Annotated in this window: 19 protein-coding genes and 1 tRNA gene; 8 read left to right on the plus strand and 12 right to left on the minus strand. The window is 72.9% G+C overall.

Features of this window, described 5'->3' with window-relative positions:
- Positions 1 to 43: 43 nt before the first annotated feature.
- Together adh and LV78_RS04220 are read left to right on the plus strand one after the other, a co-directional pair.
- Positions 44 to 1,567 carry an aldehyde dehydrogenase gene (gene adh / locus LV78_RS04215; protein ID WP_253843402.1) on the plus strand — a complete coding sequence of 508 codons (1,524 nt, stop codon included), beginning with the start codon at positions 44 to 46 and terminating at the stop codon, positions 1,565 to 1,567.
- Complete coding sequence (locus LV78_RS04220) at positions 1,567 to 1,941, plus strand: DUF779 domain-containing protein (protein ID WP_253843403.1); 375 nt, start codon at positions 1,567 to 1,569, stop codon at positions 1,939 to 1,941. Before adh ends, LV78_RS04220 begins: the two co-directional genes overlap by 1 nt.
- On the opposite strand, the gene LV78_RS04225 is transcribed toward LV78_RS04220, so the two are convergent.
- Both LV78_RS04225 and LV78_RS04230 read right to left on the minus strand, forming a co-directional pair.
- Positions 1,915 to 3,465 (minus strand): beta-N-acetylhexosaminidase, encoded by a 1,551-nt coding sequence (locus LV78_RS04225; RefSeq protein ID WP_372494784.1) that lies wholly within the window; start codon positions 3,463 to 3,465, stop codon positions 1,915 to 1,917. The genes LV78_RS04220 and LV78_RS04225 overlap by 27 nt on opposite strands.
- 40 nt (positions 3,466 to 3,505) lie before the next feature.
- The gene (locus LV78_RS04230; RefSeq protein ID WP_253843405.1) at positions 3,506 to 4,993 is read right to left on the minus strand and encodes a CYTH and CHAD domain-containing protein; all 1,488 of its coding nucleotides are present in this window, start codon (positions 4,991 to 4,993) and stop codon (positions 3,506 to 3,508) included.
- A 147-nt stretch (positions 4,994 to 5,140) separates the two neighbouring features.
- Between LV78_RS04230 and LV78_RS04235 the strand changes: the two genes are divergently transcribed.
- Entirely contained in the window at positions 5,141 to 5,959 is an 819-nt protein-coding gene (locus tag LV78_RS04235) for a hypothetical protein (protein ID WP_253843406.1), read from the plus strand.
- 36 nt (positions 5,960 to 5,995) lie between these two features.
- On the opposite strand, the gene LV78_RS04240 is transcribed toward LV78_RS04235, so the two are convergent.
- The 3 genes from LV78_RS04240 to LV78_RS04250 form a co-directional block, all read right to left on the minus strand.
- Complete coding sequence (locus LV78_RS04240) at positions 5,996 to 6,367, minus strand: class I SAM-dependent methyltransferase (protein WP_372494785.1); 372 nt, start codon at positions 6,365 to 6,367, stop codon at positions 5,996 to 5,998.
- 166 nt (positions 6,368 to 6,533) lie between these two features.
- Positions 6,534 to 7,181, minus strand: a complete 648-nt coding sequence (locus tag LV78_RS04245; protein ID WP_253843407.1) for an HNH endonuclease family protein — start codon at positions 7,179 to 7,181, stop codon at positions 6,534 to 6,536.
- Between the two features lie 92 nt (positions 7,182 to 7,273).
- The gene (locus LV78_RS04250; RefSeq protein ID WP_253843408.1) at positions 7,274 to 8,224 is read right to left on the minus strand and encodes a methionyl-tRNA formyltransferase; all 951 of its coding nucleotides are present in this window, start codon (positions 8,222 to 8,224) and stop codon (positions 7,274 to 7,276) included.
- Positions 8,225 to 8,300: 76 nt separating this feature from the next.
- Between LV78_RS04250 and LV78_RS04255 the strand changes: the two genes are divergently transcribed.
- Complete coding sequence (locus LV78_RS04255; RefSeq protein WP_253843409.1) at positions 8,301 to 9,878, plus strand: amidohydrolase; 1,578 nt, start codon at positions 8,301 to 8,303, stop codon at positions 9,876 to 9,878.
- Between the two features lie 581 nt (positions 9,879 to 10,459).
- On the opposite strand, the gene LV78_RS04260 is transcribed toward LV78_RS04255, so the two are convergent.
- Positions 10,460 to 11,068 (minus strand): hypothetical protein, encoded by a 609-nt coding sequence (locus tag LV78_RS04260; protein ID WP_253843410.1) that lies wholly within the window; start codon positions 11,066 to 11,068, stop codon positions 10,460 to 10,462.
- Between the two features lie 733 nt (positions 11,069 to 11,801).
- On the opposite strand from LV78_RS04260, the gene LV78_RS04270 reads away from it, so the two are divergent.
- Both LV78_RS04270 and LV78_RS04275 read left to right on the plus strand, forming a co-directional pair.
- A complete protein-coding gene (locus tag LV78_RS04270) occupies positions 11,802 to 12,419 on the plus strand; it encodes a ClpP family protease (protein ID WP_012783716.1) in 618 nt (205 codons plus the stop codon).
- 55 nt (positions 12,420 to 12,474) lie between these two features.
- Positions 12,475 to 13,104 carry an ATP-dependent Clp protease proteolytic subunit gene (locus LV78_RS04275; RefSeq protein ID WP_253843411.1) on the plus strand — a complete coding sequence of 210 codons (630 nt, stop codon included), beginning with the start codon at positions 12,475 to 12,477 and terminating at the stop codon, positions 13,102 to 13,104.
- Between the two features lie 379 nt (positions 13,105 to 13,483).
- On the opposite strand, the gene LV78_RS04280 is transcribed toward LV78_RS04275, so the two are convergent.
- Both LV78_RS04280 and LV78_RS04285 read right to left on the minus strand, forming a co-directional pair.
- A tRNA-Arg gene (locus LV78_RS04280) sits at positions 13,484 to 13,556 on the minus strand.
- Between the two features lie 116 nt (positions 13,557 to 13,672).
- Positions 13,673 to 14,725: a LacI family DNA-binding transcriptional regulator gene (locus tag LV78_RS04285; RefSeq protein WP_253843412.1), complete on the minus strand. Its 1,053-nt coding sequence runs from the start codon at positions 14,723 to 14,725 to the stop codon at positions 13,673 to 13,675.
- Between the two features lie 56 nt (positions 14,726 to 14,781).
- Here LV78_RS04285 and LV78_RS04290 point away from each other — a divergent pair, with 56 nt between their 5' ends.
- Complete coding sequence (locus LV78_RS04290) at positions 14,782 to 15,966, plus strand: MFS transporter (RefSeq protein ID WP_253843413.1); 1,185 nt, start codon at positions 14,782 to 14,784, stop codon at positions 15,964 to 15,966.
- Here LV78_RS04290 and LV78_RS04295 read toward each other — a convergent pair.
- Positions 15,932 to 16,534, minus strand: coding sequence for a DUF3558 domain-containing protein (locus LV78_RS04295; RefSeq protein ID WP_253843414.1), 603 nt, complete (start codon positions 16,532 to 16,534; stop codon positions 15,932 to 15,934). The genes LV78_RS04290 and LV78_RS04295 overlap by 35 nt on opposite strands.
- A 68-nt stretch (positions 16,535 to 16,602) precedes the next feature.
- Between LV78_RS04295 and LV78_RS04300 the strand changes: the two genes are divergently transcribed.
- Positions 16,603 to 18,678: a bifunctional copper resistance protein CopD/cytochrome c oxidase assembly protein gene (locus tag LV78_RS04300; protein WP_253843415.1), complete on the plus strand. Its 2,076-nt coding sequence runs from the start codon at positions 16,603 to 16,605 to the stop codon at positions 18,676 to 18,678.
- 21 nt (positions 18,679 to 18,699) lie between these two features.
- Here LV78_RS04300 and LV78_RS04305 read toward each other — a convergent pair whose 3' ends face one another.
- Genes LV78_RS04305 through LV78_RS04315 form a run of 3 tightly spaced genes read right to left on the minus strand, consistent with a single transcriptional unit; the run spans position 18,700 to position 21,105 of the window.
- Positions 18,700 to 19,521: an ABC transporter permease gene (locus LV78_RS04305; protein ID WP_253843416.1), complete on the minus strand. Its 822-nt coding sequence runs from the start codon at positions 19,519 to 19,521 to the stop codon at positions 18,700 to 18,702.
- A 28-nt stretch (positions 19,522 to 19,549) separates the two neighbouring features.
- A complete protein-coding gene (locus LV78_RS04310; protein WP_253843417.1) occupies positions 19,550 to 20,485 on the minus strand; it encodes an ATP-binding cassette domain-containing protein in 936 nt (311 codons plus the stop codon).
- Positions 20,470 to 21,105: a TetR/AcrR family transcriptional regulator gene (locus LV78_RS04315; RefSeq protein WP_253843418.1), complete on the minus strand. Its 636-nt coding sequence runs from the start codon at positions 21,103 to 21,105 to the stop codon at positions 20,470 to 20,472. Before LV78_RS04315 ends, LV78_RS04310 begins: the two co-directional genes overlap by 16 nt.
- Positions 21,106 to 21,164: the final 59 nt, after the last annotated feature.

The following is a 21,164-nucleotide window of genomic DNA, read 5'->3' on the forward strand; positions in this document are numbered from 1 at the left end:
ACGTTCTGCGGCCATCCGACGCAACGACGCGGGAGGCGACCACATGGCGAAGTACGCGGCACCGGGGCAACCGGACAGCGTGGTGAGCTACCGGAGCAGGTACGACCACTTCATCGGCGGCGAGTTCACGGCCCCGGCGAAGGGCGGCTACTTCGAGAACCCCACGCCGGTCACCGGCGAGGTCTTCACCGAGGTCGCCAGGGGCACCGCGGAGGACGTCGAGCGCGCCCTGGACGCGGCCCACGGCGCCGCGCCCGCGTGGGGCCGCACCTCGCCCGCCGAGCGGGCCAACGTCCTCAACAAGATCGCCGACCGCATCGAGGCCAACCTCGAAGCGCTCGCCGTCGCCGAGACCTGGGACAACGGCAAGGCGGTGCGCGAGACCCTGGCGGCCGACCTGCCGCTGGCCGTCGACCACTTCCGCTACTTCGCGGGCGCCCTGCGCGCCCAGGAGGGCGGCATCTCGCAGATCGACGAGAACCTCGTCGCCTACCACTTCCACGAGCCGCTCGGCGTGGTCGGCCAGATCATCCCGTGGAACTTCCCGATCCTGATGGCCGTGTGGAAGCTCGCCCCCGCGCTCGCGGCGGGCAACGCGGTCGTGCTCAAGCCCGCCGAGCAGACCCCGGCGTCGATCATGGTGCTGGTCGAGCTGATCGCCGACCTGCTGCCGCCGGGCGTGCTCAACGTGGTCAACGGCTTCGGCGTGGAGGCGGGCAAGCCGCTGGCCACCAGCAAGCGCGTCGCGAAGGTCGCGTTCACCGGTGAGACCACCACCGGCAGGCTGATCATGCAGTACGCCAGCGAGAACATCATCCCGGTCACCCTGGAGCTGGGCGGCAAGAGCCCGAACATCTTCTTCGGCGACGTGGCGGCCCAGCGCGACGAGTTCTACGACAAGGCGCTCGAGGGCTTCACGATGTTCGCGCTCAACCAGGGCGAGGTGTGCACCTGCCCGTCCCGCGCGCTCATCCAGGGCTCCATCTACGACCAGTTCCTCGGCGACGCCGTCGAGCGCACCAAGGCCGTGAAGCAGGGCCACCCGCTCGACACCGACACGATGATCGGCGCGCAGGCCAGCAACGACCAGCTGGAGAAGATCCTCGCCTACATCGACATCGGCAAGGCCGAGGGCGCCAAGCTGCTCACCGGCGGCGGTCGCGCGGACCTGGGCGGCGAGCTGTCCGGCGGCTACTACGTCACCCCGACCGTGTTCGAGGGCGACAACAAGATGCGGATCTTCCAGGAGGAGATCTTCGGCCCGGTCGTGTCGGTCGCCCGCTTCGACGACTACGCCGACGCCATCAAGATCGCCAACGACACGCTGTACGGCCTCGGCGCGGGCGTGTGGTCCCGCGACGGGTCCACCGCCTACCGCGCGGGCCGCGAGATCCAGGCGGGCCGGGTGTGGGTGAACAACTACCACACCTACCCGGCGCACGCGGCGTTCGGCGGTTACAAGCAGTCCGGCATCGGCCGCGAGAACCACCGGATGATGCTCGACCACTACCAGCAGACCAAGAACCTGCTGGTCAGCTACGCCCCCGGCGCGCAGGGCTTCTTCTGATGGACCGGGTCGCGCTGACCGAGGAGGCGGCGGAGCTGATCCGCCGCCTCCGGGCCGACCACGGGGAGCTGATGTTCCACCAGTCCGGCGGGTGCTGCGACGGCAGCGCGCCCATGTGCTACCCGGCGGGGGAGTTCCGCACCGGCTCCTCCGACGTGCACCTGGGCGACCTGGTCGTCGACGGCTCGCCGGTGCCGGTGTGGATGTCCTCCGCCCAGTTCGAGTACTGGAAGCACACCCACCTGACCATCGACGTCGTCCCTGGCCGGGGGAGCGGGTTCTCCCTGGAAGCCCCGCTGGGGGTGCGCTTCCTGGTCCGCTCCAGGCTGTTCACCGACGAGGAGGTGTCAGCCCTGCCACGGGACGGTGGGTGAGCGGTGGAAGGCGACGCCCCGCGACGCCCACCGGGGGCCCTGCGCGGCCAGCCGGGACCGGAACTCCGACCAGTCCCGGCCCGCCGCGCGGGTCCAGCCCACCTCGGCCGCCGAGGCCAGTCGCGGGAAGGCCATGAACTCCAGCTCGTCCGTCGTCGTGAGCGTCTCGGTCCACAGCGGCGCCTCCACGCCCAGCACCGCCGACTCGGGCACGCCGTCGAGCAGGGTCGCCGGGTCCCAGTCGTAGCTCGCGTCCACCTCGACCGTCCCGGCCCACTTCAGGCCCAGCTCGGTCTCCTCGGTGTACTTCATGTCCAGGTAGACCCGGTTCGCCGGGGACAGCACGAACCGCACCCCGCGCGCGGCGGCCTCGGCCAGCTCGGGACCGGGCGGGCGTTCGGTGTCCCAGTACTGCGCGACCGCCGTCGCGGGCAGGTCGGCGCGGGTGAACTCGGACCAGCCCATGGCGCGCTTGCCGTGCTCCTCGACCATCGGCAGCACCCGCGCCATGAAGGCCCGGTAGTCCTCGGGCTCGGTCGCGAACGCCTCGTCGCCGCCGATGTGCAGGTACGGGCCGGGGGTGAGCGCGGCGACCTCGCGCAGCACGTCGGCCACGAACCGGTAGGTGGTCTCGGAGGCGATGTCCAGGGTGGAGAAGCCCACCTCGATGCCGGTGTAGAGCTTGGGCGCGATGCCGTCCGGGTTCAGCTCCGGGTACGAGGAGAGCGCGGCGGCGGTGTGGCCGGGCAGGTCGATCTCCGGCACGACGGTGACGTGCCTGCGGGCCGCGTAGGCGACGATCTCGCGGTAGTCGTCCTGGGTGTAGAAGCCGCCGGGACCGCCGCCGACCGAGCTGGTCGACCCGTGCGCGGTCAGGTTCGGCCAGCTCTCGATCTCCAGCCGCCAGCCCTGGTCGTCGCTCAGGTGCAGGTGCAGGGTGTTGACCTTGTGCGCGACGGCCAGGTCCAGGTAGCGCTTGACGTCGGCGACGCCGAAGAAGTGCCTGGCCACGTCCAGCATCACGCCCCGGTGCGGGAAGCGCGGGTGGTCGAGCACGTGCACGGCGGGCGCGGTGAACGGACCGTCCTGCCGCTCCGGGCTCTCGACGGCGGCAGGCAGCAGCTGCCGCAGCGTCTGCACCCCGGACCACAGGCCCGCCGGGGTGTTCGCCCTGATCACGGCGGTGTCCCCGGCGGTGTCCAGCTCGTAGCCCTCGGCGCCGACCTCGGCGGCGGCGCCCTCCAGCAGCAGCACCACGCCGGGGCCAGCCGTGCCCTCCACCACCGGGAGCGGGTAGCCGGTCGACGGGCGCAGCAGCTCCGCCAGCAGCTCGCCGACGTCACGCGCGCCGGGTGAGCCCTGCGGGACGCGGACCTCGGCGTCGGGGGCGAGGGTGAACGCCGCGCCGGGGCGCGGTTCGACCAGGACGGGCGCGGGCACGATCGTGTGCGGCAAGGGGCTCTCCGAGGCGGTTCGGCGCCCCCGCGCTCGGCTCGGCGGGGGCGCGGTGCTGGCCGCCCCCACCGTGGCAAGCGCCCCCGAGAGGTGTCAAGGTCTGGACCAATCAGGCGAACTTGGGCTTGCCCAGCGCCGCCCACCGGGCGGGGAACCGCTCCTCCACCAGCGCCGCCCGCCTGCTCTCCAGGCCGTGCAGCACGCCGAACGCGAACCCGTTCTCCCCGGCCGCGCCCGCCTCCGCGCCGAGCTGCCGCAGCACCGGCCGCGCCACCACGCTGTCCTGGTGGTCGCCCAGCAGCGACTGGAGCGCCTTGACCTCCTTGCGGTAGCGGCGCGCGGGCTTGCCGTGCAGCGGCTCCACCGCCTCCACCGCGTACCGCAGCCGCTTCGCGCCCTTGCGCGCCTCGTGCAGCCCGGCGTCGTCGTGCGCCCGCGCGACCTGCCCGGCCAGCTTCCGGTAGGCCTTCGCGGCCAGACCCGGCAGCTCGTCCTCGGCCCTGCCACGCGCCCGCCTGGTCAGCGGCGGGTCGGCCAGCAGCGCGTCCACCGCGTCCAGCAGCGCGAAGTAGCGCGGGCTGTCCAGCGCCTCCACCGCCGACCGCTTGGCCTGCGCCTCGCGCGGGGCGAAGTGCCTGGTCAACCGGGCCGCCACCGGGCCGGGCCGCAGCTCGGGCTCCAGCCCGTCCAGCACCAGCTCGAACCGCTCCCGCAGCACCTCCAGGTCGCGGGCCTGCCCGAGCACCCCGGCCAGCCACTTCAGCTCGCCCGCCAGGTCCGAGGTCCGATCCTTGTCCACGATCCCGCCGAACACCTTCAGCGCGCTGCGCATCCGCCGCGTCGCCACCCGCATCCCGTGCACCGCGTCCGGCTCGTCCCGGCGCACCCTCGGGTCCTGGGTCCGCAGCGCGTCCGCCTGCTCGCGCAGGTAGGCCAGCACCACGCCGCCCGCCGACTTCCGGCCGACGTCCGGACCGGTCGGCCGCGCGGGCACCCGGTCGCCGAGCAGGCGGGTCAGCTTCGCCGAGGACCGCGACCGGCGCATCCCGGCCTTCTTCAGCCGCCGCTCCACCGCGTCGAGCAGCGCGACCGTGCCCCGCTCGCCCAGCTCGACCTCGATCTCGCGCCACGACCGCGCCTCGTCGCCGTCCTCGCCGCCGGTCGCCGACACCCGGTCCTCGACCACCTCCACCAGCAGGTCGCCGCGCCCGTCCACCAGCTGCCAGCGCTGCCGCTCGGTGCTGATCAGCGCCACCGGGGCCAGTTCGCCGCCCCTGGTGTGCACCCGCACCAGCGCGCCCAGCTCCTCCGGCGGCGCGCTGTCCTCCCCGCCGGGCGGCAGCCGCAGCTCCTCGCGGGTGTCGACCCCGGCGGGCAGCTTCAGGTGCCACCCCGCGTCGTCCCCGCCGGTGCGCCTGCGCAGGGTCAGGCCCGCGCTCGCCAGCCGCAGGTCGCCGGTGTCGTAGTACACCGCCTCCAGCAGCTGCTCGTGCGGACCGGCGTTGGCGGCCACCCCCGGCAGCCCCGTCATCGCGGGCAGCCGCACCCCGTCCGGGGCCTCGTACTTGCGCTCCGTCTCCTTCACCGAGGTCGTCATGGGGAAGGCATACACCGAAATCGGGCACTTCACCCGTTCACGCTCGGTGATCATCGGTTGCCCCGCGCGGGGGTTCCGCGCAGCCGTTTGCGTGGTTGTGCCTGCTCCGCCGTGAAGAGCCCCTATCCGTGCGGTTGGCTTGGGGGCATGGCCCCCACCGAGAAGGAGCGGCTCGACGTCCTGGAACCCGTGGTCGAGAGCCTCGTGGCGACGACCACCCAGCTGATCGCGGACCTCGGGCGGGTCAGTTCCCGCCTGCTGGTGCTGGAGCGGCGGCTGGCCGGGTTGGGCGCGGGCGCGGACGAGGATCTGGACCGGGTGGACGAGGAGATCGCCGGAACAGTCTCCGCGCTGCGCGCGGCCTGGGACGCCGAGCAGGACCTCCTGGCCGACGAGGTCCGGGCCGAGCTGCGCGGCGAGGTGGCCGAGTACGAGTCGCTGCAGGAGCGCAGGGACACCGGCCGGGCCCGGCTGGAGAAGCGGATGCAGCGCTTCGAGCGGGACGCCCTGCAGCACTCGGTGAGCCAGGCCGAGTGGCAGATCCACGCCCGCGAGGCCGACGCGACCGAGGCCTACCGCAGGCTGGAGGCCGACCGGAAGGCGGGCGAGGAGGCCTGGCGGCAGGAGGCCGTCGCGCTCGGCGACAAGGCGCGCGGCGAGATCCACGCGCAGTCCCGAGCCAGGCTGCAACGCGCGCTGGCGGCCGACGCCCGGCTGCCGGTGTGGTTCCGGGTGGGCCTCGGCGAGATCACCGCGCCTGACCCGACGCCGTGGCTGCGCGCCGCGATCGCCCTGGTGGCCTACCGCCTGGAGTACGAGGTGACCGACCCGGTGCGCCCGCTCGGCGACACCCCGTCGGCGGCCTCCGGCTCGGCCGCGTGGGTGCGGCGGGCGAGGGTGCACGGGGACCTGGTCAAGCAGTTCGAGGAGATGCGCCCCGACTCGCGCTCCTACTCGATCACCTGATCCGCACGGCTCGACCCGGCAGGCCCAGGACCGGCCTCACCCCGCGCGTTCGGCGAGCACGACGAACTCGCGGCCCGGCCGGTCCGGGGCCTGCCGCACGTCCAGGACGGGGTCCACGCCCAGCGCGGGCGCGTCGGCGGCCCCGCCGAGCAGCCAGCGGACCCGGTCGGCGCCCGCCTTGCCGCGTGCGACGTCCAGCGACGCCCCCGCCGGGTCCAGCCCGACCACCTCGATCCCGGCGCCCGCCAGCCGCACGGCCGGCGACCCCGTGCCGCAGCCGACGTCGAGCACCCGGCGGGCGCCCGGCTCGGCGACCAGGGCGGTGTAGGCGTCCAGGTCGACCCGGTCGCCGTCGAACACGCCGTGGAGCGCGGCCAACCTCGGGTCCGCGAAGATCGCATCCGGCACCGGGCGACCGTAGCGCCGCGTCCTGAGCGGGCTCGACCGCTTTCCGCCTGACCGCTTCCGCCCGACCGGTTCCCGCCCCGCCCCGTCTGGCCCCGTCCGGTCCCGGAAGCGCGAACGCCCCCTGCGCCACGGGGGCGAGGGGGCGTCAGCGAGGTCGGTCAGGTCGTCAGCACCCGGCGAGCGTGCTCGCCAGCGCGTCGTGCTCGGCCTGGTCGACGGTCAGCGCGTACTGCGCCTTCACCTGGATCCAGTGCGCGACGTACGTGCACGCGTAGTCCGCCTTCGGCGGCATCCACTTGGCCGGGTCCTGGTCGCCCTTGGCGCGGTTGGTCTTCGCGGTCACCGCGATCAGCTGCACACCGCCCAGGTCGTTCGCGAACGCCTTGCGCTTCTCGTCGTCCCACTTGTCCGCGCCCGAGCGCCACGCCTCGGCCAGCGGCACCGTGTGGTCGATGTCCAGGTCACCGGCCTTGGTCACCTCGACGCCGTCGTAGGCGCTGACCCAGGTGCCGGTGGTGGCCTTGCACTCGTCGTCGGTCTGCACCCCGGCGCCCTGCTCGCGCAGGACGACCTCGCGGGTGTCGCACGAGTTGCCCTGGCCCGCCCAGTGCGGGAACCGGTCCCGGCTGTAGCCCGCCATCTTGCCCTCGGCGGCGATGGTCAGCCCGGCCAGCTGCTCGCCCGCCTGGCCGCTGTTCGCCGCGGGCGGCTGCTGCGGCGAGGACGATGTGGGCAGTTGGCCGTCCAGCACGCCCTGGCAGCCCGTCAGGGCCAGGAGGAGCACCGCCACGAGAGTCGTCCGCTTGCCGCTCATAACACTGAATGATTACACAACGGGGTCACCAAACCTCACTTCAGCGACGGACCGTATCTCCGTCGTGGGATTGGTGACCCCGTTGGCACGCGCTACTGCGGACGGCTGGTGAGGTAGCCGCCCATGTGGGTGAAGTACTCGGTGGCGCCCAGCTCGACGCCCTCGTCGGTGCGGACCCGCTTCACCAGCAGCGCCCGACCGCGCCCGCGCCTGGCCTCGGGGCCCGCGACGATCGCGACGCCGTCGCCCTCGCGGTAGAAGATCCGGCCCGGCGTGCCGCCGTAGTTCTCCCGCGACACCTCGGCCTCCACGATCTCCAGCCTGCGGCCCCGGTGGAACGCGTAGGCGCTCGGGTAGGGCGCGCACTGCGCCCGCACCAGGCGGTCCAGCTCCTCGGCGGTCCAGGTCCAGTCGATCCGCAGGTCCTCGTCGGAGCGCTTGTGGAAGAAGCTCGCCTTCGAGCGGTCCTGCTTGGTGAACTCGGTGCGCCCGGACGCCAGCTCGGCCAGCCCGTCCACGGTGATCGGCCCGAACAGCGCCAGGGTCTTGTGGAACAGGTCGGCGGTGGTGTCGCGCGGCCCGACCGGCACGGCGCGCTGGAGCACGACGTCCCCGGCGTCGAGGGTGTCGTCCATCATGTGCGCGGTGACGCCGACCTCCTTCTCGTCGTTGATCAGCGCCCAGATCAGCGGCGAGAACCCGGCGTAGGAGGGGAGCAGCGAGTCGTGCACGTTCAGCGTCCCCCGCTTGGGGAGGTTGAACACCGTCGGGGGAATCCAGGTGCGCCAGTTCGTCGCCACGATGACGTCCGGGTCGACCTCCTCGAGGCGGGTCAGCAGCTCCTCGTCGTCCGGCCGCTCGCGGATCAGCACCTCGATGCCGTGCTCCTCGGCGAGATCGGCGACCGAGTCGCTCCAGATCCGCTCGTAGGCGTGGTCGCTCTTCGGGTGGGTGACGACGAGCGCCACCTCGTGCTCGGAGTCCAGGAGCGCCTGGAGCGTGCGGTGCCCCCAGGTCTGGTAGCCGAACATGACGACCCGCATGAACTCCTCCTCGGAATGGCAAGGCTAACCTAAGTTATCCAACCCTAACGGAGCTCGTCGTGATTACTCTGCGCGTGTGATCCTTGACGTGAAGTTGGTGCGCGGACGGGTCGTGACGCTGGACCCCGCCGGGACCGGGTCGGACGTGGTCGGGGTGTGGCGCGGTCGCGTCGTCGGGGTGGGGGACCAGGTCCGCGACCTGCCCGCCCGGCGCGTGGTGGACCTGGACGGCGCGGTGGTGCTGCCCGGTTTCGTGGACGCCCACACCCACCTGGCGTGGACCGGCCGGGCGGCCCGGATGCCGGACGTTTCGGGTTGCCGCACGGTCGCCGAGGTCGTGGCGCTGCTGGCGGCCCACCGGACCGAGGCCGGACTGGAGGCGGCGGGCTACGACCACCGCCTCCTGGACCGCCCGCTCACCGCGCGCGACCTGGACGCGGTGGGCGGGCGCGTCTACCTGCAGGACGTGTCCGGTCACGCCTGCGTGGTCGACTCCGGCACGCTGGCCGAGCTGCCCGAGCACGCCCTGGTCGAGGCCGAGCGCGACGCCGAGGGCGCCCTCACCGGTTTCCTGGCCGAGGGCGCCCAGAGCGCGGCCAGGTCCCTGCTCCTCCCGTATCCCCTCGACGGCGTGGTCGCCGACATCGAGGCCGGTGCCGGGCAGTGCCTGGCGGAAGGCGTCGTCCTGGCCGCCGAGGCGGGCGTGGGCGGTGGCCTGATCGGCGCCACCCCGCTGGAGGTGGCCGCCTACCAGCGCGCCGACCTCCCCATCCGAGTGCAGCTCATGGTCGCCGCGGACCAGCTGCGCGCGGCAGGCGGCCACCCGTCCGACAACGTGGACCGAGCCGTCCAACTGGGCCTGCGCACCGGCCTGGGCGGCGACCGCCTGGCCATCGGCGCCCTGAAGGTCTTCACCGACGGCGGCATGATCGCCAGGACGGCGGCCCTGACCGAGCCCTACGAGGGCACCGCCAACACCGGCCAGCTCCAGGACGACCCGGACCTGATGCGCGCCTGGATCCGGGACGGCCACCGAGCGGGCTGGCAACTGGCCGTGCACGCCATCGGCGACCGCGCGATCGACTTCGCCCTGGACGCCCTGGAGCACGCGCTGACCGAGCAGCCCAGGGACGACCACCGCCACCGGATCGAGCACTGCGGCCTGGTCCGCCCCGACCAGCTGGACAGGATCGCCGCGCTGGGCGTGGTGCCGGTGGTCCAGCCGACGTTCCTCTGGGCGTACGGCGACGACTACGCCGAGATCACCGGCCCCAGAGCCCCGTGGCTGTACCGAGGCCGCTCCTTCCTGGACCGGGGCATCCCCCTGGCAGGCAGCTCGGACCGCCCGGTGGCGGACGGCAATCCACTGCGCGCCATCCAGTTCCTGGTGGAACGCCGCTCCCGCACCGGCAGGCAGATCGGCCCGGACGAGGCGGTGACCGTGGAGCAGGCACTACGCGCGCACACGGCGGGCGCGGCGCACGCGTGCAGGCGCGACCACGACCTGGGCACGATCGAGGAGGGCAAACTGGCCGACTTCACCATCCTGCAAGACGACCCGCGCACGGTGCCCACCAGCCGCATCGCAACCATCCCACTGGCCGCGACGGTGATCGGCGGCGAGTTCGCCCACGACCCAGCAGGCCTGGCCTGACTCCACGACACCTCTTGGTCACGGCGGCCCCGCCCTGCCTGATGACACCCCCTGATCCAGGTGGCCCCGACCCGCGTGACGACACTCCCCGACCCAGGTGGCCCTGTCCTACCTGGCGGAGCCTTCCGACTCAGGCGGCCCCGTTCCGCTCGACGGAGCCACCTGCCCCAGGGGCCCTGTCCCGCCCGATGGAGCCACCTGCCCTCGGTAGGGCCGCCTCGTTGCTCGGTCCCGGCTGAGCCCGACCGCCGCAGCAGCTCGGCACTCCGTGCCAGAACGGCGCAGAACGCTGCCCCGCGCCTGCCCGCCCCTAGTCGGGCAGGCGCGGGGCAGCCGCCCAGCTCACGCCAGACGCACGAGGTCCCGCCCGGCAGGTCCGGTCAGGCGCACGAAACCCCGCCCACCCTGTCCCGCCAGCCGATCATGAGGCGCTGGCACAGCGGCGCGCCCAGCTCACGCGCTCGCCCTCCCTCCAATCCCGCTCAGCCCCAGTCCTCCTCCACCCCCGGCCCTTCCCCGCCTCCACCCCAACCGCTCACCCCTCCACGCCGCTCAGCGCCCCGTCCGCGCTCCCTTCCCTCTCAAGCGCTCATCCGCCAATGCACCACGTACCCCGCAGCCTCAGCCGCGATCAACGCGTCCAACTTCGCCAGGTTCGTCCGCCGCGACAACCGGAACGCCCGCCCCCGCCGAGCGTCCAGCACCAGCGCCCCCATCCCCGGCAACGCCTGCTGCACCACCCGCAGCCCCACGTTCGCCGCCTCCTGCGTCATCTCCTGCTCCTTGCAGTGCACCAGCACCGCCGATACCGACCCGTCCGGGAACCGCAACCCCAACTGCGGTCGCACCCGCAGCTCCAGGTCCCCCGACCGCCACACCGCAGCAGGCATCGCCACCCCGGTCGCCCGCGTCGACCGCAACCACGGCAGGAACCCGTCCCTGATCTCCTCGAACGCCCGCAACTGCCCGCTCCGCGTCGCCCCGTCCAGCGCGACGTCCAGCTCCGCGCCGGGGTCGGTCGAGTTGGCCGCGCGCCGCATCGCCGCGCGGACCGGGTTGTAGAACCCGCAGACCCACCGGTCGACCGCCAGGTAGATGCTGCGCTGCTCGGAAACGATGGTGATGCGGCCCCGCTGACCGCTCATCGCGTACTCGGTGAAGGACAGGGCGGTGACGCTGACCGGCTCCACGGCAGGCTCCCCTCGCAGCTGGTCGAACTACTGTTCGATTCTACCGCCGCACACCGACAAAAACGGTGCCCCGATCGGGTCGTCATCAGGCGTGTGACATGGGATAACAGCCCGAGCGGATCGACCTCACCTGAACGGGTGCCGCCCACGTGTGCGTCTACTGCCCAGGAGGCGCGCACAGCTTCGCGGCCGACCGCGAGATGGCCGACCGGGCGATCGCGATGTGGCCCGAACCGCCGCTGATCACGCAGGCCAACCGGGCGTTCCTGCGCCACCCCGCCGACGTGCCGCGCGCTGGTGCTCTCGCGCGCCACCCGCGACGGTCAGGACGCCCCCGTCGACGAGCACCGCGACCTGTGCCAGCAGCGCACCACCCCCGATGATCACGCGCTCCAAGGCGCACGTCGAAGAGCTGCTGACCCGCTTCACCCGCCCGTAGAGTTTTCACTCTCCCGTGTGAAAAAACCCGCACCCAACCGTCCACATCGGACACGTTCCGCAACCGCCACCCACGGGTCACCGCTGGCGGCGCGCCGTCGCCGGGGCCATCATCCAGCGGGTCCCCGCGCGGCGCCCGGACACCCGACCCCCGGAGCGCCGCAGGTCACCCGGAGCGGCACCGCCATGCGCTGTCAGCGAACACCGCGCCCTGTCGACCGGAGGCACGCCCACCTCTCCGATATCGTCGGGGTACGCAAGATCGGTCAACACCGTGGATGGGGTAACGAGGATCATGAACGCACGGAACAACCTCACGCTGCCGCGCATGGCGTCGACCGGCGGCATGACGCTCACCGACTCCGTCTTCGAGCAGCTTCTCCGGTCGCGCATCGTCTTCCTGGGCTCCGAGGTCAACGACGAGGTGGCCAACCGCCTCACCGCGCAGCTGCTGCTGCTGTCCGCCGAGGACCCGAAGTCGGACATCAAGTTCTACATCAACTCCCCCGGCGGCTCGGTCACCGCGGGCATGGCGATCTACGACACCATGCAGCTCATCGAGCCGGACGTGCAGACCTGGGGCATGGGCATGGTCGCCTCGATGGGGCAGTTCCTGCTGTCCTCGGGCACGCCCGGCAAGCGCTACCTGCTCCCGCACACCCGCGTGCTGATGCACCAGCCGTCCGCGGGCGTCGGCGGCACTGCCACCGACATCGCCATCCAGGCCGAGGCGTTCGCCTACACCAAGCGGCAGATGGCGGAGATCACCGCGCAGCAGACCGGTCAGACCTTCGAGCGGATCACGGCGGACGCCGACCGCGACCGCTGGTTCACCGCCGAGGAAGCCCTCGAGTACGGCTTCGTGGACCACATCCTCAACCGCGAGGAGCTCACCCGCTCGTCGGTCAGCTGACCCTGAGCCCACCTCACCGGCCGCCCGGCCGGCCGACCGCCTTGGGGACCCCCAGATGAACCCGAACCACCTGCCGCAGGCCAGGTACGTGCTCCCGTCGTTCGTCGAGCGCACGAGCTACGGCGTCAAGGAGTCCAACCCGTACAACAAGCTGTTCGAGGAGCGCATCATCTTCCTCGGCGTGCAGGTGGACGACACCTCGGCGAACGACGTCATGGCCCAGCTGCTCGTGCTGGAGTCCGACGACCCGGACCGCGACATCTACATGTACATCAACTCGCCGGGTGGCTCGTTCACCTCGCTGATGGCGATCTACGACACCATGCAGTTCGTCCGCCCCGACATCCGCACGGTCTGCCTCGGCCAGGCGTCCTCGGCGGCGGCGGTCCTGCTGGCGGCGGGCACGCCGGGCAAGCGCACGGCCCTGCCGAACGCCCGCGTGATGATCCACCAGCCCGCGATGGGCGGAGTCCGCGGCCAGGTCTCCGACCTGGAGATCCAGGCGGCGGAGATCACCCGGATGCGCAAGCAGATGGAGGAGGCGCTGAGCAGGCACACCGGCCGCAGCGCCGAGCAGGTCCACACCGACATCGACCGCGACCGAATCCTGACCGCCACCGAGGCGCAGGAGTACGGGATCATCGACGAGGTCATGCCGTACCGGAAGCTGTCGGCGAAGCGCTGACCCCTCCACCCCAGGCTGAGCGCCCGGCAGGTTCCCCGGAACCCGCCGGGCGCTGGCTTTTCCGCGTCAGTCCTGCGGCAGTGGGCGCACCCGCTGCCGCATGGCGTCGACGGTCTCCTCGGGCGAGTCGGGCACCTGGCACGTCGAGTCCGGGGCGCGCGGAGTAGTGGACGGCGCTCGGGTGCAGCCCGATCGACAGGACGGCGTTGTTGTGCACGGCTGTTCCCCAGGGACACCGCTGTTCCCGCAACCGTGCCACGTGGGCTGTTCTGGGCTCTGGCTCACCTGAACGGCCGAGCCTGGGCGGCCGAAAGAACTGGGTAAAACATGGATGGCACCCGTCCGTGATCACGGACCGGTGCCACCACCAGCGCCGAAGCGCCCCCGGCAGGATTCGAACCTGCGACCTCGGGATTAGAAGTCCCTCGCTCTCTCCACTGAGCTACGGAGGCTCGGGGTCGGTACCGCAGCAGTGCGGTCGGCCCCACCGGACACATCGTCCGGGAAGCGCTCACCGTTTCCGTTCCGGGGGTGGAAGAGTGATCAAATTGCCCAGAAGTGGCGCAAATCACGTTAGACGGGCGGTGGAAGCGCGTTCGATCAGTGAAACGGGGAGTCTCACGGGGGCGCTCGGTCTCGCTCCGTCCAGCAGGCTCAGCGCTAGTTCACCCGCTTGGCGGCCCTTCTCCGCCAGGGGTTGACGCACCGTGGTGAGCGGGGGTTCGGCGTGCTCCGCCGCCGGGACGTCGTCGAAGCCGACCACTGACAGGTCCTCCGGGACTCGCAAGCCCAGGTCGCGCGCCGCCGTCAGCGCGCCGAACGCCAGCTCGTCCGACGTGCACAGCAGCGCGGTCGGGCGGTCGGGGCGCGACAGCAGTTCCCTGGCGCCCGCCCTGCCCAGGGCCCGGTCGCTCAGCGGGCACTCCCACACCGGAACCCCGCCCAGCACGTCCAGGTAGCCGCGCACCCTCCGGCCCGCCACCGGGAACGGTGTCGAGCGCAGCCTCGCCCCGTCGGCAAGGCCTGTCACCCCATCGGGGTGCAACGCGAACGTCAGCACCGCCGCCCGCCGGTGTCCCAGCGCGCGCACGTGCTCCGCCGCCAACCGCGCCCCGCCCTCGTCGTCCACGCCGACCCACGCGACCCCCGGCGCCTCCGGCTGGTCCACCACCACCAGCGGCAAGCCCCGCGCCCGCGCCGCCAGCAGGCCCGGCGCGCCCTCGGGCAGCGAGTACGCCACCACGACGTCCGCCTGCGCCCGCGCCACGGTCTCCGCGCGCGGCCCCGCGCTCCCGGCCATCAGCACCAGCGAGTGGTCGTGGCCGTCGACCGTCGTGGCCAGGCCGTCGAGCACGATCGACAGCGCCGGGTCCGAGAACGCGGCCGTCAGGCGCTGGCCGAGCAGGAAGCCGACCGCCGCGCTGTGCCTGGTCGCCAGGCTCCTGGCCACCGGGTCCGGGCCCGCGTAGCCCAGGCGCGCGGCCTCGGCGAGGATCCGCTCGCGCAGCGCCGCCGACAGCTGGTCCGGCCGGTTGTAGGCGTTCGACACCGTCGCGCGCGACACGCCCACCACATCGGCGACGGTGTCGAGGGTGGGCCTGCGGGGGCGGGTGGTGTCCACTTGCCCGAGCCTAGTCAGCCTTGCCCTGCTGAAGCGCTTCAGTCACCCTGGGGCGCGTGCCGACCCCGCGCTTCGCCGTGTTCGCCGTCTTCGCCCTCAACGGGATCGTCTTCGGCTCGTGGGCCGCCAGGGTCCCCGCGCTCGCCGCCCGCACCGGCGCCACCGAGGGCGTCCTCGGCCTGTCCCTGCTCGGCGCCAGCGTCGGCCTCGCCGTCACCGCCCCGCTGGCCGCCCGGCTGTGCGTCGCGGTCGGCGCGCGGACCGTCGTGCTCGTCAGCGCCCTACTCGGCGCCCTCGTCCTGCCCGCGATCGGCCTGGTCGGCTCACCGCTCCAGCTCGGCGCCGTCCTGCTCGTCGTCGGCGCGCTCAACGCGGCCCTGGACGTGGCCATGAACCTGTCCGCCGTCACGGTCGTCCGCGCGACCGGTCGCGCCCTCATGCCCCAGTTCCACGCGGGTTTCAGCGTCGGCGGGCTGATCGGCTCGCTCGGCGCCGCCGCAGCCGCCTCGGCGGACTGGACCCCGCTGCGGCACTTCCTGGTCGCCACCGCCGCGTGCCTGGTCCTGCTCGCCTGGATCGCCCGCGCGATCCCCGGCGCCGCGCCCGAGCGCGGCCACCACGCCGGGGGCGGCTCCCCGCTGCGCCGCCCCGCGCTGTGGCTGCTGGCCGCCGTCGCGCTCTGCTCGGCCATCGCCGAGGGCGCCTCCGCCGACTGGTCCGCCCTGTTCCTGGTCACCGAGCGCGGCGTCGAGGACGGCGCGGCGGCGATCGCCTACGCCGCGTTCTCCACCGCCATGGCCACCGCCCGCCTGCTCGGCGAACCCGTCCAGCGCCGCCTCGGCCCGCACCGGCTGCTCCTGGTCGGCGCCCTGGTCGCCGCGTCCGGGCTCGCGCTGGCCGTGCTCGTCCCGCTGCCCGCCGCGGGCTTCGGCGGGTTCGCGCTCGCCGGCCTCGGCCTGGCCTTCTCGTTCCCGGTCACCATGGACCTGGCGGGCGAGGCCGGTCGGCGCGCGGACGGCGGTGGTGGCGAGCGCGAGATCGGCCTGGTGACCACGATCGCCTACACCGGCTTCCTGGCCGGTCCACCGCTGGTCGGCGGCATCGCCCAGGTGTCGTCGCTGGTCGTGTCGCTGGGTCTGGTGGCCGCCGTGGTCGCGCTCATCGCGCCGCTGTCCCTGCTGGCCCGCCGCGCCCGCGACCGCGAGGTCACGCCGGGGGCAGCTTCTCCAACCCGGTCTTGAGCAGCACCAGCATCGTCGCGGTCATCTCCTCGGCGTTCCCGGCGCTCTTGGTGTACCCGAGCAGCAGGCTCTTGTCGGCGCTCACCGCGAGCGTCGCGGTGCACACCATCACCCGGTCGTCCATCTCGCACGACACCCAGGCCGAGTTGCCCTCCACGAGCTCCTCGTGGCCGCCGGGCTGCTTCGTCCGCGACTCCGAGTACGGCCGGTACGGCGCGATCACGACGCTGGAGCGGGTCGCCGAGCCGTCCTTGAACATGAACTGGCACGAACCGGCGAGGTCGCTGTCCCTCGGGGTCGGCTCGCCGTCGAGCGCGCCGACCACCTTCATGTCGTTCGCGGACAGCAGCTCGCACGCCTCCAGGTCCGCCACCGAGCAGGCGTGCGCGACCTTGGCCGCCGCTCCCGAGGACTTGGGCGGCGCTGTCGAGGAGGGCGCCGTCGCCGACAGGCACGTGGGCGCGGCTGACTCGGGCGCCGAGACCGGGGTGCCGTTGACGGAGTAGCTGCACCCCGTGACGGTCAGCACAGCCACCAGGGGCGCGAGCCACGATCGGGAGCGTCTCACCCGGCCCAAGGTAGTCGAAGCCGTCCGGCGGTTGCCGGTGCCTTCACCGGTCCGCCTACGCTCGGTGCGTGTCCCCCACCGAGGTCCGCTCCAGCGCCCGCCCCGCCCGCACCGGGCTGATCCCCCTGCTGGCCGTCGGCGTCGCGCTCGCCGCGCTGCTGGGAGCAGGGCTCGTGGGCGGTCCGGCCGCCGGGCTCGTGGTGGTCAGGGTGGTGACCGAGAGCGCGGCGGTGCTGACCATCGGCTCGCTGCTGCTGGCCGCGTTCCTCGTGCCGCCGCAGGAGTCCGGCACGCTCGCCGCCGATGGTTACGCCGCGTTGCGCACCGCCGCGTGGGCTTCACTCGTCTGGACGGCGGGCGCGGTGCTGTCCGTGCCCTACACGGTCGCGGACGCGCTCGGGCAACCGGTGTCCGTGCTGCTCGACCTCTCGGTGCTGTCCGAGGTCGCGGGCGTGGTGGAGCAGAGCGAGGCGTGGATGGTGACCGCCGTCATCGTCGTGCTGCTCGCCCTCGGCTGCCGCCTGGTGCTGTCCTGGGGCTGGACCACCGTGCTGTTCTTCGTGTCGGTGTTCGCGCTGTTCCCCGTCGCGGTGACCGGGCACTCCTCGGGCGGCGGCTCGCACGACGTCGCCACCAACAGCCTGCTGTACCACCTGGTCGCCGCCGCGCTGTGGGTCGGCGGGCTGATCGCGCTGCTCGCGCACGGCCGCAGGCGCGGCGAGCACCTGGGCCTGGCCGCGTCCCGGTTCTCCTCGATCGCGCTGGTCTGCTGGATCGTCATGGCGGTCTCCGGCGTGGTCAACGCGTACGTGCGGCTGCCGCTGGACCAGCTCCTCACCTCCGAGTACGGCCTGCTCGTGCTGGGCAAGACCGCCGCGCTGCTCGCGCTGGGCGTGTTCGGCTACCTCCAGCGCGCCAAGGGCGTCAAGCAGGTCGTGGCCACCGGGTCCGGGCGGGCGCTGGTGCGGCTGGCGGGCGTCGAGGTGCTGCTGATGCTCGCCACGATCGGCCTCGCCGCCGCCCTCAGCCGCACGCCGCCGCCCGCCGAGGGCCGCACCCGGCCGAGCCCGGTGGAGCTGAGCATCGGCTACGACCTGGCGGGCGAGCCCACGCTCTACCGCATCCTCTTCGACTGGCGCTTCGACCTGGTCTACGGCACCGCCTTCCTCGCCGCCGCCGTCGTCTACCTGCTGGGCGTGCGCCGGTTGCGCAAGCGCGGCGACGCCTGGCCGGTCGGCCGCACGATCGCGTGGGTGCTGGGCTGCCTGACCGTGGTGTTCGCGACCTCGTCGGGCCTCGGCCGCTACTCGCCCGCGATGTTCAGCGTCCACATGCAGGCGCACATGCTGCTGGCCATGCTCGCGCCGATCCTGCTGGTGCTGGGCGCCCCGGTGACGATGGCGCTGCGCGCACTGCCGGTCGCCGGTCGGGGCAACCCGCCGGGGCCGCGCGAGTGGGTGCTGGCGCTGGTGCACTCGCCGGTGGCGAAGGCGCTGACCAACCCGTTCGTGGCGCTGGCGTTCTTCGTCGGGTCGTTCTACGGGCTGTACTTCTCCGGGCTGTACGACGTGGCGCTGGACCACCACTGGGCGCACCTGGCGATGAACGCGCACTTCCTGATGGCCGGGTACGTCTTCTACTGGCCGGTGATCGGGGTCGACCCCGCGCCGAACAAGCTGCCGCCGCTGGGGAAGCTGGGGCTGCTGTTCGCCTCGATCCCGTTCCACGCGTTCTTCGGCGTGGTGCTGATGAGCGCGCAGTACGTGATCGGCAGCGACTTCTACCGCAAGCTCGCGCTGCCGTGGGTGCCGTCGCTGCTGGAGGACCAGCGGCTCGGCGGCGGCATCGCGTGGGCGGCGGGGGAGATCCCGCTGCTGGTGGTGATGGTCGCGCTGCTCGCGCAGTGGGCCCGCTCCGACAGCCGGGACGCCAAGCGCGCGGACCGCAAGGCGGACGCGGACGGCGGCGCCGACCTCGCGGCGTACAACGAGATGCTGCGCAGGATGGCGGGCGGGGGCGGGTCGTCGGTCGCGGTCGCCGAGCCGAAGGCCGGGACCGAGGCCGAGATCGAGGCCGGGAACGCCGAACCCGGCGCCGCGAAGCCGAAGCCGGGCGCCGGGGGAGCGGGGCCGGACGAGGGCTGAGCCCCCGCGCCTGCCCGGTGGTCAGCCCGCCATCGGCCGCTTGAACCCGCGCTCCGCCGCCCACCACCCGGCGGCGGCCAGCACCGCGGTCGCCACCAGCGCCGACAGCACGCCCTCGGCGGGCTGGGCCAGCGACAGCGACCGGGCCGCGTCCACCGCGTGGGTGAGCGGGTTGATCGTGGCGACCGCCTGCAACCAGCCGGGCAGGTTGCCCACCGGCACGTACGCGCTGGACGCGAACATCAGCGGGAACATCGCCAGGAAGCCCACGGTCTGCATCAGCTCGGTGTTGCGCAACCAGGCACCCACTGCCAGGAACACCCAGCCCAGGCCCCACCCGACGGCCAGCGACAGCAGCAGCGCGGCGCCGACGCCCACGACCCCGCCGGACGGGGAGAAGCCGAACAGCACCGCCGCGAACAGCACCATCAGCAGCAGCTGGCCGGTGGTGCGCACCAGGTCGGACAGGCTGCGCGCGACCAGCACCGAACCCGGCCTGATCGGCAGCGAGCGGAACCGGGCCAGCACGCCGTTCTTCATGTCCGACACCAGCCCCACCCCGGCCTGGAGCGCGGACTGCATCGCGGTGTTGACCAGGATCGCGGGAAGCAGGTAGTCGATGTAGTCCACCCCGGCCGGGAAGCCGGGGGTCTGGGCGATGCTGCTGAAGATCTGGCTGAACAGCGCCAGCATCACCAGGGGTTGCAGGACGCTGAAGATGATCATTCTGGGATCGCTGACCAGCGCGCGCAGCGAGCGCTGGGTCAGCACGAGCACCTGGGTGCCGAAGCCGGTGCCGCGCCAGCGGGTCCGGGCGGGGGCAGCGGCGGCGAGGGTGGTCATGGTGGGGCTCCTCCGGGGTGCCGGGCGCTCAGGCCGCGTGCCGGGACAGGGTGAGGTAGACGTCGTCGAGGGTCGGCTCGCCCAGCGCCAGCTCGCTGGCCTCCAGGCCCACCTCGTCCAGCGCGCGGACCACGACGGCCAGCTCGCGCGAGGAGCCCACCGGCGAGGTGAGCGCGTGCTTGGCCGGGTCGGGCACCGGTTGCAGGCCCGCCCGCTCCAGCGCCGCGCGCGCCCGCCCGACCTCGTCGGCGCTGCCCAGGGTGACCGTGACGCTGCGCTGGCCGACCTGCGCCTTCAGCTCGGCGCTGGTGCCCGAGGCCACGACCTTGCCGGAGGACAGCACGGTGATCGAGTCGGCCAGCCGGTCGGCCTCGTCCAGGTACTGGGTGGTCAGCAGCACCGAGGTGCCGTCGGTGACCAGGTTCTCCACGATGCCCCACAGGTCGAGCCTGCTGGCCGGGTCGAGACCGGTGGTCGGCTCGTCCAGGAAGATCACGTCGGGGTGGCCGACGAGGCCGGCGGCCAGGTCGAGCCGCCTGCGCATCCCGCCCGAGTAGGTGCGGGCCGCGCGCCTGGCCGCGTCGGCCAGGCCGAACAGCTCCAGCAGCTCGCCCGCGCGGGCCTTGGCCTCGCGGGGGCTCGCGCCGAGCAGCCTGGCGATCAGGACGAGGTTGTCGGTGCCGGACAGCTGCTCGTCCACGGCGGCGAACTGGCCGGTCAGGCCGATCAGACCGCGCACCCGGTGCGCGTCGGACACCACGTCCAGCCCGGCGACCCTGGCGGTGCCCGAGTCCGGGGGCAGCAGGGTGGTCAGGACGTTGACCAGGGTGGTCTTGCCCGCGCCGTTGTGGCCGAGCAGGCCGAGGACGCTGCCCCTGGGCACGGCGACGCTCACCCCGTCCAGGGCCTTCTGGTCGCCGAACGCCTTGACGACGTCCACCGCTTCGATCATGAGGTCGTGCATCGGGTCCCCCTCAGCGCTCCGTGCAGGAAGAGATCGACGAGCTGTTCTGGTGAGGCGTCGGCCCCGGTGGTGGGCGCGCCGGGGCGGGCCCGGTTGGCCATGACCAGGCCGAGCAGGAGCTTCGCGGCGAGCGCGGGCTCGACGGCGAGGCGGTCGGCGTCGGGCTCGAACACGGCGGCGGCCTCGCGGTGCAGCCGCTCGAAGTGCTCGCCGGGGTTCTTGGGCTTGCCGCCGTGCTTCCGCTCGTGCGGGTCGAACCCGCTCTCGCGCAGGACGCCCGCCAGCGACCACATCCGCTCCAGGTAGCTGGAGAGGGCGTTGATCGTCCAGATCGCGCGGTCCCTGAGCTCGGGGAGGTCCGTGGTCCGGTGGAGCAGGTCGATCACCGGTTCGGGGGACAGCGCCTCGTGGACGCAGGCGTGGATCAGCTCCTGCTTGTCCCTGAACGCCCGGAAGACCGTGCCCTCGGCGATGCCGGCCGCCTGGGCGATCTGGCTGGTGGTGACGTTGGCGCCGTGCAGTTCGAGCAGCGGGAGGGTGGCCTGGACGATCGCGCTCCTGCGCTCCTCCTGGCTCATCGCCGGTGCTCGCCTGCGCTTGGGGGTGGTCTCCTCGGGCATGGGGCCAATGTATGAGTGAGCACTCACTCAAGTCAAGGAGTGAGTGCTCACTCATATGG

This window comes from Actinosynnema pretiosum, assembly GCF_024171695.1.
Taxonomy (GTDB): Bacteria; Actinomycetota; Actinomycetes; order Mycobacteriales; family Pseudonocardiaceae; genus Actinosynnema; species Actinosynnema pretiosum.